This is a genomic window from Anaeromyxobacter oryzae, from assembly GCF_023169945.1.
GTDB classification, from domain to species: domain Bacteria; phylum Myxococcota; class Myxococcia; order Myxococcales; family Anaeromyxobacteraceae; genus Anaeromyxobacter; species Anaeromyxobacter oryzae.
Window position 1 is genome coordinate 2324173 of sequence record NZ_AP025591.1, and the last position, 12259, is coordinate 2336431.

Genomic DNA, 12259 nt, shown 5'->3' on the forward strand with positions numbered 1-12259 from the left:
CCGGCGCGGGCCGGGGGACACGGGACACGGGAGGCGGGAACGGGCTCGGTGACGGTAACGGCAACGGTAACGGAAACGGGACCGAGATCCGCCGCGTCTACCCCACCCTCCCAAACCACGTCCTGAACTCCCCCGCCGCGCCGGCCTCCGAGTGCGCGACGCACCCGATCGCCTGCGCCTTCTCGAGGAGCGGCCCCGGGACGAACGGCGTGACCAGCACGAACGCCTCGCCTTCCGCGAGCCCGCCGAGCGCCGCCATGACCTGGCCCACCGGGTGCGCGCCGGTCGCGAGCAGCGGCCGCGCGTCGAGCGTGGACACCACCCGGACCGCCTCCACCCAGGCCGGCCGCGGCCCCGACGGCGGCGCGGCGGCCGTCGGCCCGCCCGCGGTCGCGTGAGCGCAGCCGTGCCCGTCCGCCGGCGTCCGCGCGGGCTGCGGCTCGGGCGCCGTCGGCGCCTGCCACGCGAGGAGCCGCTGCTCGCCCTGGAGGGCGCGCTTCTCCGTGAGGTCCTGCGTCATCTCCAGGCAGCCGAGGTAGCCGCCGTCCGCGCCGCGGAGCGCGCGGTACTCGATGTGGACGAAGCGCTCGCGGTGCTGGATCCAGAACGCCGCGGTGTCGTGGGTGCCGGCCTTGAAGCCGTCCAGGATCCGCTCGACGGTCCCGACGGACGAGGGCGGGTGGCAGAGCTGCACCTTGCGCCCGAGCACCGCCCTGGACCGCGAGAACACGCGGTCCTTGCCGTGGCTGAACCACCGCACGCGATCCTCCGCGTCGACAAACGTCGCGTCGAGCGGGAGCGCGCCGAGGATGGCCTCGAGCTGGGCGTGGGCGAGCGTGCCGGTGGGGAGGCGCACCTTCCCGGCCCCGGCGGCGGCCTCGTCGACCGCGACGCCCGCGGGGCGCCACTCCGCCTCCGGCTCCACGAGGCACCACCCGAGCTCGTCGCTCTGGCGGGCGATCTCCCACCACTCCCGCTCCTCGAGCACGTCGAGGCACATGGGGAGGAGGATCTTCTCCTCCTTGTCCACCATGTCCCGGATCGCCTCGGCGAACGGCTGGAGCGAGCCCTCCGCGATGGCCCGCGCCGCCGTCGCGCCCGACGCGCTCGCCAGCGCCGCGAGCGCGCCGCGGAGGAGCGCCCGCGCCTCGTCGTGCTTGCCCCACATCACCTGGGGCGGCGCGGTGATCCCGTGGGCCTCGAGGAACGGGAAGAGGAGGTGCTCCTTGCGCTGGTAGTGCTTCTCCACGTCCGCGAGCGCGTTCACGCGGACGCGCGCGGAGAGGAGGTCCGGCCCCGCGTCGTCGCCGTCGGCGAGGACCTCGATGCGGCCGCAGAGGTGGAGCAGGGCGCCCGCCTCGCGGAGGAGCGCGGCGTTCTCCGCGGAGAGGATCTGGGCGGGGTGGCCCGGGGGCGGCCGACGCGCGAGGGACGTGTCGATCGCCCCCGAGAGCGCCGCCGAGTGCAGGTGGCAGAGGCGCGTCACCTCCTCCGGAGGCATCCCGTCCTCGACGAGCTCCTGCTCCACCTCCACCACCAGGCCGTACGGCACCTGGCCGAGGAGGCGCACCAGCTGCCGCTGGACCACGTCCGGCGTGGTGCCGGCGTGCAGGTCGAGGATGAGCCGCTTCAGGACGTCCTTCCGATCCGGCGCGCCCGTCTCGATGAGCTCGCTCACCGGGCCTCCGGATCGCGGACCATCGCGAGGAGCATCTTGAAGCGGGTGCGAGCCTTCACCGCGTGCGCGACGTGCGCCGGCATCCGCACCGTCTCTCCGGCGCGGGCGCGCACCGGCGCGCCACCGATGGTGAGCTCCACCTCGCCGTCGAGCACCTGCACGAAGGCGTCGAACGGCGCGGTGTGCTCCGAGAGCTCCTCGCCGGCGTCGAACGCGAAGAGGGTGAGCGTCCCGCCGCGCGACTTCGCGATCGTCCGGCTCACCACCGCGCCGGGCGCGTACTGGACCTCGTCCTCGAGCCGCACCGCGCGCGCGGGCGGGACCGCTGCCGCGGGCTCGACCACCTTGAGGGCTGCCGTCGCTGCCATGTTCGCTCGCTCCTCTCGGGCGCGGGCGAGCGGGAGGGCCGCACCGCACGCGCCGTCGTTCTGCCAGGGAGAAGAGCAAGGACCCGGCCAGCGGCGGAACCACGCGAGATCAGGGCGATCCGGCGCGAGGCGCGGACGTGGTCACCGAAATCCGGGTGAACGCGGCACCGCGTCCTCGTTGCACCGCCGCAGCGGTGCCTCAGGCGCGGCGTCGCGAGCGGGCCGGCAGCGCCCGGACCGCGGCGGCGTCGCCCTCCTCGCCTTCCTGCGCGGACGCGGCCCCGTCCAGGGCGCCGGCGGCGGCGAGCGTCGAGCGCCGGACGAGGAGGAGCGTCACGTCGTCGACGAGCTGCGCCCGGAACGCGGCCAGCTCGGCGAAGAGCGACTCGATGGCCCGGTCGAGCGGGCCCGAGGCCACGCGCGCGAGCGCGGCGGCGAGCCGACCCTCGCCGAACATCTCGCCGGACGCGCTCATCGCCTCGGTGGCGCCGTCCGTGTAGAAGAGCGCGACGTCGCCCTCGTGCATCGGCACCGCCTGGTCCCGCACGGCGCGGCGCGTGTCCTCGACGACGCCGAGCCAGCACCCCTCGTTCGACACCGTCTCGACCTGGCCGGTGGCGGCGCGCCAGACGAGGACGTCCTGGTGCTTGCCGGCGAGGACGAGCTGGTCGTCCTCGAGCCGCACGACGTTCAGCGTCATGTAGCGGCTCGCGCGGAGGCGCGAGATGTTCTCGAGCAGGACGCCGTTCACGTGGTGGAACACGTCGGCCGGTCCGAGGGCCGGGTTCTCGCGGACGAGCGAGAGGATGCTCGTCTGCGTCATCATCATGACGAGGCCGGACTCGACGCCGTGGCCGGACACGTCGCCGATGGCGATCCAGTGCCGCCCCTCCCCCGCCTCGACGATGTCGTAGTAGTCGCCGCCCACCTCGGCGGCGGGGAGCATCCGCGCCGCCACGTCGTAGGCCCCCACGCGCCGGTTCTGCGGCAGCAGCGCGGTCTGGATCCGCTTCGCGACCTCCATCTCGCCCCAGAGGGCGTCGCGCGCCGACTTGAGCTCGGCGCGGGAGCGCTCGAGGTTCTGGTTCGCCTCGAGGAGATCCGTGCGGGCCGCGAACTCGTTCTCGATGAGCTCGAACTTCGCGGTGGCGGTCGCGATGGCCGCGACGACCATCGAGCCGAGGAAGAAGAGGTTGTTCACCAGCGCGGCGACATGGAACGGACCGCCCCAGATCGCGTTCACGAGGACGTACATCATCACCGTGAGGAGCGAGTTCGCCGCCGCGTACGACGTGCGCCAGGGGATGAGCAGGTTCGCCGCGATGATGAGGTTCAGCCCGGCGTAGTACGACGAGTCGAAGCCGCCGAGGTCGACCGTCATCCACGTGATCATCCCGCCGACGATGACGGTGAACGCGAACCCGTGGAGGAACGACCACCGAGAGGCGTGCGTGAGCCGGATCGTGACGAGCTGCACGACCATGAAGCCGGTCACGGCGAAGCGGTAGGTGGCGAACCGCCCGAAGAGCTCGGGCGGCATCGTGAACCAGTCCAGCACGAGGAAGAGCGGGACGAGGACCGCCGCCATGAGCGCGACCGTCCCGCACCACCGGTGGACGAGGCCATCGTGATACAGGTCGAAGTCGCTCGGCGGCGCGCCGCCCAGGCGTGTGCGGGATGCGGTCAGGCGGGCTTCTCCAGGCGCAGGAACATCTGGCAGCGGGTCTCGTCGAAGCCGATGGACACCGAGGCGGCGTCGAGGCCGTCCGCGAGCGCGCGGAGGCTCTCCTCGGTGCGGTAGGTGAGGGGCCAGTCGCCCCAGTAGTCCATGTGGAGCCGGGTCGCGGTCTGGACGTGGAAGTTGCCGACGACGAGGATGCCGCCGGGGACGAGGAGCTCGTACGTCTTCGCGAGCACGGCCTTCGCCACCGGCTGCGTGAGGTAGTCGAAGAGCCCCATCGAGTAGACGAAGTGGTGCTCCCCGAAGCGCCGCCGCAGGTCGCGGGTCCGGAGCATGGTCCGGACCGAGTCCTGGTGGTAGTGGACCGCGAGGCCACCGCGGAGGCGCGCCTCGATGCGCCGGACCGTGCCGCGCGCGAGCTCGAGCGCGTGCGGATCCTGGTCGAGGAGCGACACGTCGAAGCGGGCGGCGTCCTCGGCCCCGAGGAAGACGTCGTCGAGCTCGCAGGCGGGGCCGCAGGCGAGGGAGAGGAACCGGAAGCCGCGCGGGCCGAGGCCCGGGAAGCGCGCGTGGATCTCGCGGAGCATGGCCGGCACGAGGCGGCGGCGGTTCCGGACCGCCTGCGCGGCCGCGGTCTCGATGCCGTGCTTGTGCATGAGCTGGTTGAAGGTGGACGCGCCGACGTACTCGTCGGCGTAGATCATCACCATCAGCTCCGCGTCGCCGGCGTAGCCGGACGGCTTCAGGTTCGTCCGCTTCATGAACTCCGACGCGAGCAGGTACGGCCAGAGGTGGCGGCGCAGGTAGAACCCGTGCCGCTCGTGGTCCTCCTTCGTGTAGTGCCGGACGATCTGCCCGAGCTCCTGCACCTTCGTGTCGAGGTAGGCCATGAAGCGCCGGCCCTCGGTGGCGAGGAGGGCCTCGCGCGCGGCCTGCGCGACGTCGGCCGGCTCCGAGACGAGCACGCGGTCCTGCTCGTCGAAGAAGCGCCGCCACACCGAGAGGTCGTACGCGACGTCGGCGACGTGGGCGCGGAACTCCGGCCGGATCCGCTCCTTCTGCGCGAGCACCACCGGCACGTTGTCGAACCAGCTCCGCAGGTCGACCACGCGGCCGTCGTTCACGAGCGCGTGACAGTCGTGCAGGTTCCCGGTGAACACGAGCCGGTGCGGGCCGCCCCGCACGCCGCGGAGGAGGCGCCCGGGCCCGAGCCGCGCCGGGCCCGACGGCAGGTCCGCGCGCAGGTACACGCCCTCCACCGCGTCCTCGGCGAGGAGCACGTCCAGGTCCACGTGCAGCGAGAGCCGGCTCGCCGCCGCGACGGCGGCGGGCACGGCCTCGCCGTTCACCTCGAGGGTGACGCGGAGGCGCGCCTCGGGGGGCACGAGCTCACCGGCCGTGGACCGAGATGCGGCCATCCTGGGTCTCGAAGGTGCGAAGGGCGCTGAAGGAGAGGGCCTGCCACTTGCGCGCGAGGCTGTACTCGAGCACGAGGGTCACGCCGGCGCGGCGCGCCTCGTCGACGGCCTTCACCACCGGCGTGAACGTGGAGGAGTTCATGTACTCGAGCGGCGAGAAGTCGTGGACGAGCTTCGCGTTCGCGGTGCGCGCCCGCTCCAGCACCTCCGCGAGCACCGGCACGAGGAACCGCCCCGGCTCGCGATCCGCGCTCTTGCCGCGCCAGACCACCCGGACCTCGCCCGGCGACTGCGACACCTCGAGGGCGAGGTCGCCCTCGACGTACCGGTTCACCACATCGGTCATGCGGTCTCTCCCTCGCGGCGGTACACCGCGGAGACGGCGAGCGTGTTCCCAGAGTCCACGTAGAAGTCGAGGACGCAGCGGCCCTCGTAGGCGATGCGCGTGAGCCCGAGCCCGCTCTTCCCGTGAGCGTACGGCTCCGACGAGACCTGCTTCAGGCGCTCGACGTAGGCCTCGAACGGATCCTGGAAGCTGCGGATCCACTGCACGGTCCGGTCGAAGACGCGCAGGTGGGCGTCGTCCACGCCGAGGCGGCTCGCGACCTCGACGGTCACGTCATCGCGCTCGACCCGCACCCGGATCCGGACCGCCTCGCCGGGCCCGAACGCGCCGTACTTCACCGCGTTCTCGAGCAGCTCCTGCGCCACCATCGAGATCGCATACGCCTCGTCCGGCCCCAGCCCCGCCTCCTCGAGCATGGACCGGCACGGCTCCCAGACCGCCTTCACGGCGGCCCAGTCCGGCGGCAACGTCAGCTCCAGGGCATTCGTATCCACGGCCTCGCTCGTGACCAGGCTCAAACGCACACCCCCCGGTGTCGTGCTGTACCGCGATTGTAGTACGCCGGCGTCCGCGCGAGAAATCCGGGATCCCGGGCGTTAAGAGCGTGCGAGAGGGCGCCGTGAAGATCGGGACCTGGAACGTGAACGGTATCCGGGCCCGGGAGGCCCAGGTCCTGGAATGGGTCGCGCGCGAGCACCCCGACGTGGTCTGCCTCCAGGAGATCAAGGCGCCGCCCTCGAAGGTCCCGGCGGCCCTGTGCGACCTCGACGGCTACTGGTGCCTCTGGCACGGCGCGTCGGCCTACTCCGGCGTCGCGCTGCACGTCCGGCGCGACGTCGCGCCGGAGCGGCCCGCGTTCGTGCACCCGGCCTTCGACACCGAGACCCGCATCGCGACGGTGGACGTCGGCGGCGTCACCTTCGCGTCGGTGTACGTCCCGAACGGCGGCAAGGACTTTCCCGCGAAGCTCCGGTTCCTGGAGGCGATGGAGCGCTTCGCGGCCGACGCCCACGCGGCGGGCCGGCGGCTGGTGCTCTGCGGAGACCTGAACGTCGCGCGCACGGATCAGGACGTGCACCCGAAGGAGCGGAAGGCCGGCCTGGTCGGCCAGCGTCCCGACGAGCGTGCGCTGCTCGAGAAGATCCTCTCGCACGGCCTCGTCGACGTCGGCCGCGCGATGGACCCCGCGAACGACGGCCTCTTCACCTGGTGGGCGCCCTGGCGGAACCTGCGGCAGCGGAACATCGGCTGGCGCATCGACTACGTCCTCGCGAGCACCGCCCTCGCCCAGGCGACGAGCCGCTGCGCGGTGCTCGCCGACTTCGGCACGAGCGATCACGCGCCGGTCGTGGCCGAGTTCCGGGCCTGAGGGATCGCGGGAGCTCACGGCGAGATCGCGTCGGCGCCGGCGCTCGAGCCGGGCGCCGTGACGAAGGGCGCGAGCGCCGCCCGGTAGGCTGCCACGAGGTCAGGCGGCGCCTCGACGCGCCGCTTCTCCACCATCGCCTCGAGCATCTTCGCGTTGGCGGGGGCCTGGCCGCGGAAGTGGTTGTTCGTGACGACGTAGACGTCCGGCGCGCGCGGCGTCTCCGCCATCTCGACGATCCGCTCCGCCCACGGCGCGAGCTCCTCGGCGGAGTACAGGTAGTCGTACCGCGCGTCGCGTCCGGCGCCCTTCCTGAACCAGTCCCTCCAGTTGCGGCCGTGGACGCGGACGTAGGCGACGTCGGAGGTGACGCGCGCCCGCGGGCCGAGCGAGCGGCGGAAGCGCGGTTGATCGACGTTCACCATCCCGACGCCGGCGTCCGCGAGCGCGTGCAGGACCTCGGGATCGTCCCACGACGCGTGCCGCACCTCGAGGACCAGCGGGAGCCCGGCGAGCGCCCGGAAGACTCCGCGGAGCCACTCCTCCGAGGCCTCGTCGCGCTTGAACGACCAGGGGAACTGCAGCAGCGCCGCCCCGAGCCGCCCCTCCTCGTGCAGCCGATCGAGCGCTGCGCGCGCCTGCGCGACCTCCTCGGCGCCGTACGGCTCGCGGTCGTGCGTGAACCGGCGCCAGACCTTCGCGCCGAAGCGGAACGCCGGGAAGTCCCGGACACGCTCGCACCAGCGCGCCGCGACGTCCGCCGGGAACGGCCGGTAGAACGTCGCGTTCACCTCGACGGTCGAGAAGAAGCGCGCCAGGTACGCGAGCCGGTCGAAGCCCTTCCCCTCGGGGCGCGGATACACGATCCCCGCCCAGTCGGCGTACTCCCATCCCGCCGGTCCGTAGCGGATCACGCGCGCACCCGGTCCTCGGGTAACGAGCGCCGGGGTGGTTGGCAAGCTCCTGCGTCGCGGTCGCGGGCGGGTTTCCGGTTACAATCGCCGCGGCCCGAGACCACGATGCCGAACGACGAGATCGAGCGCACCTGGACCGCGGTGCCGCGCCTCACCCCTCCGGATCGCCGCCACGCCTTCTTCCTCGTGCTCGCGGGTCCCCAGTTCGGAGAGATCTTCCCCCTCGAGCCCGGGCGCGAGCTGCTCGTCGGGCGCCGCGAGGACGCGGACATCCCGATCCGCGACGACGGCATCTCCCGCCGCCACGCGGCCATCCGCGTCGAGGGCGAGGGCGCGGTGATCCGCGATCTCGGCAGCGTGAACGGCACGTGGGTCGACGGCGTCCGCGTCGAGGCGGCGCCGCTGGTCGACGGGTCGCGGGTCGCCATCGGCGGCGCGACGACGCTCAAGTTCGCCTACACGGACGAGCTCGAGGCCCGGTGGCAGCTCAAGCTCGCAGAGAGCGCCCTCCAGGACCCGCTCACGGGGCTGTCCAACCGCCGCCACCTCGAGGAGCGGCTCGCGGCCGAGGTCGCCGCCGGCCTGCGTCACGCGCGGCCGGTCTCGGTCCTGCTCGTCGACGTCGATCACTTCAAGGCGGTGAACGACGCGCACGGCCACCTTGCGGGGGACGAGGCGCTCAAGATGGTCGCGTTCGTGCTCCGCGGGGCGGTTCGCAAGGAGGACGTCCTCGCGCGCTTCGGCGGCGAGGAGTTCGTGGTGGTCGCGCGCGAGACGCCGCTCGCCGGCGCCCGCGCGCTCGGGGAGCGGATCCGGCGCGCGGTGGAGCGGAGCCGCTGCGCCTGGCAGGGCCAGGATCTCGCCCTCACCGTCTCGATCGGCGTCACCGTGTCGGTCGGAGCCGCCCAGCTCGAGCCGGGGCGGACGGAGCGGGAGCTGCTCGAGAGCGCGGATCGCGCGCTGTACCTCGCGAAGCAGGGCGGCCGGAACCGGGTGGTCGCGATCCCCGCGGCTCCCTCCGCGCGGTGAGGCCCGGCCGTCGCCGGGGGGGCACCTTGACGCTGCGCGGCGACGGAGCGATCCTCGGCGCCGTTCCCTGCCTCGTGTGAGCCCGGCCGCGCGCTTCCGGCGCGGGGCCCGACGGCTCCCCGAAACGGCGGAGACGGAGGCAGCCCTTCGATGCGGTCCCATCGGTCGCAGCCCGCCCCGCTCGGTGGCGCGGGGCACGCGGGCGGCGTGATCAAGGTCCCGGCGGCGCAAGGCGAGCCGGCGACGCCCGCCGCGGAGCTCGCGCACCTCTCGCAGGCGGAGCGGGCCGAGCGCGCCCTCGCGGAGGGCCGCCAGGGCCGCGAGATCTCCATCGAGCGCGCGTTCCTCATGGCCGCGCTCGACTTCCGGCAGACGCTCCGGATCCTCGTGTCCGCGGTCGTGCCGCGGCTCGCGGACTGGTGCTTCGTGGACCTGCTCGACGGCGACGGGATCCCGCGCCGCGTCGAGGTCGCCCACGCCGATCCCGCGAAGGCGCCGCTCGCCCAGGAGATGCGGTCGATCTCCTTCGGCGCGGGCTGGGCGACGCCGGCCGCGCAGGCGATCCGCGATCGGGCGCCGCGCCTGTACCGGGAGGTCTCCGCCGAGATCATGCACTGGGCGACCCACGACGAGCGCCACCTCGGCGTGCTCCGCGCGATCCGCCCGAACTCGCTCCTCTCGGTGCCGCTCGTCGCGCGCGACCGCGCCATCGGCGCCGTCACGCTCATCCGCTCGACGATGGTGCCGCCGCTCTCCGAGGCGGACCTGGTCTTCGCCGACGCGCTCGCCGTCCCCGCCGCGCTCGCCCTCGACAACTCCCGGTGGTTCCAGGCCGAGAAGGCGGCGCGGGCGACCGCCGAGGAGCAGGCCGATCGCGAGCGGCATGGCCGCGTGGAGGCCGAGAAGAGCGTCCTCCGCCTCCGCCGCCTCGAGTCGGTGTCGGCGAGCCTGTCCTCGGTGCTCACGCCCCAGGCGATCGCGCGCGTCGCGGTCGAGAACGGGCTGTCCGCGCTCGAGCCCTCGAGCGCCATCGTGGCGTGCTCGACGCCCGGCAACGACTTCCTCGAGGTGCTCCACCAGGATGGGTGGCCGGACGACCTCGCGCTGGACCTGCGCCGGATGCCGGGCGACGCGCCGGCGCTCGTCGCCGAGGCGTGGCGGATCCAGACGGCGATCTGGCTGGCGCACCCCGAGGCGCTCGCGCAGAGCTACCCGAGCGCCGCCGACCTCGCCCGCCGCGTCGGGGACAAGGCCTGGGCGGCCGCGCCCCTCCGCGCCGACGGCCGGACCCTCGGCGCGCTCGCGCTCGGCTTCCCTCACCCTCGCGAGCTCGACGCGGACGAGCGCCGGTTCGTGCTCACGATCGCACAGCAGGTCGCGCAGGCGCTCGAGCGGGCCAGGCTGAGAGATCGGGTGCAGTAGCCGGCCGCAGCCCGCACCCGAACCCGCGCGCCGTGCCCGTCGTGGACGGGGTCACGGGCACGGGGGACGGGAACGAAGGAACGTTCCCGATGCTCGCAGCTATCTCCTGGTCGGGTGGAAGGCCCCCGCCGCCTTCAGCACGCGGATCGCCGCGAGCTGCGCGTTCAGCGCCTCGGTGATCGCGTTGATCTCCGCGGTGCGGAGCTGGGCGGTGGCGTCCGCCTGCTCGACCGCGGTCGCGGTGCCGGCCCGGAACGCGACGTCGACCAGGCGCTGGTTCTCCGCCGCGAGATCGCGCTGCTCCTTCGCCTTCGCCGCGTTGGCGCGCGCGCTCTCCATGTCGAGGTACGCCTGGCGGACCTCGAGGCGGGTCTGGAGCTCGACCGACGACGACGTGGCGCTCGCCTCGTCGATGCGGGCGCTGGCCTCGCGCACGTCGGACTCGCGGCGGCCGCCGTCGAAGATCCTCCAGGTGAAGGCGACGCCAGTGGCCCAGCTGTCCTTCTGCCCGGTGAAGCCGGCCTGGTTCGAGACGAGGTACTGCCCGAACAGGCCGACGTTCGGGAGGTACCCGGCGATGACGGCGCCCTTGTTCCCGCGCTGCAAGTCGACGTTGATCCGGTTCGCCCGCACCTCGGGGCGGTTCTGCAGCGCCATCTCCTCGAACGACGCCGCGTCGCCCGCGAGCTGCACGTCCGGCGGATCGGCCACCTCGAAGTCCGCCGGGCGCGCGAGCAGCGTCGCGAGCGCGAGGCGCGCCGACTCGTAGGAGTTCTGCGAGCGCTTCAGGTCCTGCTCGGCCCGGGCGCGATCGATCTCGGCGCGGAGGAGCGCGACCTTCGCGACGGCGCCGGCCTGGTACCGGACCCGCGCGTCCTTCTCCTGCCGCTGCGCGACCTCGAGGAGCCGCTGCGCGACCTCGACCGCGCGATTCAGGGCGGAGACCGCGTAGTACGTCTGCGCGACGCCGAAGAGCACCTCGCGCCGGGTCGTCTCGTTCGTGAGCCGCGCGATCTCCTCGCCGCGGCGGGCGTTCGGGATGGCGAAGAAGAGCTGCGGCGCGAACAGCGCCTGGTCGATCCGGGCCTGCCCCGCGAACTGGTCCTGCGCCTGGATGGTGATCTCCGGCGACCCGGGGCCGAGGGAGCCGGCGGGCAGCACGGCCGAGGCGCTGTTGTGCGTGTACTGGCCGCCCGCGTTGATCTGCGGGAGGTACCCCGACCACGCCTTCCAGTGCAGCTCCTCGGCCTGGCGGAGGCGGGCCTGCGCGGCCTTGAGGTCGAAGTTCTGCTCGGCCGCGGCCCGGAGCGCGTCGTCGAGCAACAGGATCGTCCGGGCGCCCGCGGGCTGCGCCTGGGGGGCGGCGGGGGCCATCGCGGCCGGGCCCTGCGGCGCGCCCGGCGCGGGTGCGGCGGGCGGCGGGGTCTGCTGGGGCGCCTGCGCGACAGCGAGCGCGAGCGCGAGCGAGGTGAGGGGGGTCATGTCTCCTCCCGCCGGATGGCGTGGGTGGGGGTGGTGGTCGGCGGCGCGGCCGGTGCGAGGCGCGCCTCGAGCTTCTCGAGGATGTGGACCAGGTGGCTGCGATCCGGGGCGTCGAGCAGCCCCAGGAAGTCCACCAGCTTGCGGTCGATCTCCGCATCGATGCGGGAAGACAGCGCCTCGCCCGCGTGCGCGAGCGAGACGTGGACCACGCGCCGGTCGACGGGATCGCGCGACCGCCGCACGAGGCGGTCCCGCTCCAGCCGGTCGACGATGCCGGTGATCGTCTTCTCCGTCACCGCGACCCGGCGCGCCAGCTCGCCCATGGTGAGCGCGCCGTCGTTGCCGAGCCAGAGCAGGATGTGGATCTGCACGGGGGTGAGGTTCGTCGCCTCGCAGCTCGCCGCGATGGGATCGCGGAGCGAGCGGCGGCGGGAGATGAGCGTCAGGAGCTCCCGGATGCGCGCGGCGTCCGCCGCGAGCCCCGACTTCCCGCTGCCCCGGATAGTCCGCATCGCGGAGTATCCCTAGAGCGGAGCGTCTCCCCGGTCAAGCGTT

Annotated in this window: 12 protein-coding genes; 3 read left to right on the forward strand and 9 right to left on the reverse strand. The window is 73.5% G+C overall.

Annotated features, from left to right (window positions below; translation table 11 throughout):
- Positions 1–97: 97 nt before the first annotated feature.
- The 6 genes from AMOR_RS10175 to AMOR_RS10200 form a co-directional block, all read right to left on the reverse strand.
- Entirely contained in the window at positions 98–1678 is a 1581-nt protein-coding gene (locus AMOR_RS10175; protein ID WP_248360700.1) for a DUF438 domain-containing protein, read from the reverse strand.
- On the reverse strand, positions 1675–2046 hold the full coding sequence (locus tag AMOR_RS10180) for a cupin domain-containing protein (protein WP_248360701.1): 372 nt from the start codon (positions 2044–2046) through the stop codon (positions 1675–1677). Before AMOR_RS10180 ends, AMOR_RS10175 begins: the two co-directional genes overlap by 4 nt.
- Positions 2047–2245: 199 nt before the next feature.
- Positions 2246–3634 (reverse strand): PP2C family protein-serine/threonine phosphatase, encoded by a 1389-nt coding sequence (locus tag AMOR_RS10185; RefSeq protein ID WP_248360702.1) that lies wholly within the window; start codon positions 3632–3634, stop codon positions 2246–2248.
- A gap of 95 nt (positions 3635–3729) precedes the next feature.
- Positions 3730–5145 carry a class I SAM-dependent methyltransferase gene (locus AMOR_RS10190; protein ID WP_248360703.1) on the reverse strand — a complete coding sequence of 472 codons (1416 nt, stop codon included), beginning with the start codon at positions 5143–5145 and terminating at the stop codon, positions 3730–3732.
- Positions 5117–5491: a hypothetical protein gene (locus tag AMOR_RS10195; protein ID WP_248360704.1), complete on the reverse strand. Its 375-nt coding sequence runs from the start codon at positions 5489–5491 to the stop codon at positions 5117–5119. Before AMOR_RS10195 ends, AMOR_RS10190 begins: the two co-directional genes overlap by 29 nt.
- Positions 5488–5985: an ATP-binding protein gene (locus AMOR_RS10200; RefSeq protein WP_248360705.1), complete on the reverse strand. Its 498-nt coding sequence runs from the start codon at positions 5983–5985 to the stop codon at positions 5488–5490. Before AMOR_RS10200 ends, AMOR_RS10195 begins: the two co-directional genes overlap by 4 nt.
- Positions 5986–6110: 125 nt before the next feature.
- Here AMOR_RS10200 and AMOR_RS10205 point away from each other — a divergent pair, with 125 nt between their 5' ends.
- Positions 6111–6860: an exodeoxyribonuclease III gene (locus AMOR_RS10205; RefSeq protein ID WP_248360706.1), complete on the forward strand. Its 750-nt coding sequence runs from the start codon at positions 6111–6113 to the stop codon at positions 6858–6860.
- Positions 6861–6874: 14 nt separating this feature from the next.
- Here the strand turns inward: AMOR_RS10205 and AMOR_RS10210 are convergent, their stop codons facing one another.
- Positions 6875–7771: a DUF72 domain-containing protein gene (locus AMOR_RS10210; protein WP_248360707.1), complete on the reverse strand. Its 897-nt coding sequence runs from the start codon at positions 7769–7771 to the stop codon at positions 6875–6877.
- A gap of 105 nt (positions 7772–7876) precedes the next feature.
- On the opposite strand from AMOR_RS10210, the gene AMOR_RS10215 reads away from it, so the two are divergent.
- Positions 7877–8800, forward strand: coding sequence for a GGDEF domain-containing protein (locus AMOR_RS10215; RefSeq protein WP_248360708.1), 924 nt, complete (start codon positions 7877–7879; stop codon positions 8798–8800).
- A 150-nt stretch (positions 8801–8950) separates the two neighbouring features.
- Entirely contained in the window at positions 8951–10222 is a 1272-nt protein-coding gene (locus AMOR_RS10220; RefSeq protein WP_248360709.1) for a GAF domain-containing protein, read from the forward strand.
- Between the two features lie 99 nt (positions 10223–10321).
- Here the strand turns inward: AMOR_RS10220 and AMOR_RS10225 are convergent, their stop codons facing one another.
- Complete coding sequence (locus tag AMOR_RS10225) at positions 10322–11704, reverse strand: TolC family protein (protein WP_248360710.1); 1383 nt, start codon at positions 11702–11704, stop codon at positions 10322–10324.
- On the reverse strand, positions 11701–12216 hold the full coding sequence (locus AMOR_RS10230) for a MarR family winged helix-turn-helix transcriptional regulator (protein WP_248360711.1): 516 nt from the start codon (positions 12214–12216) through the stop codon (positions 11701–11703). The genes AMOR_RS10225 and AMOR_RS10230 overlap by 4 nt, the downstream gene beginning before the upstream one ends.
- Positions 12217–12259 lie beyond the last annotated feature (43 nt).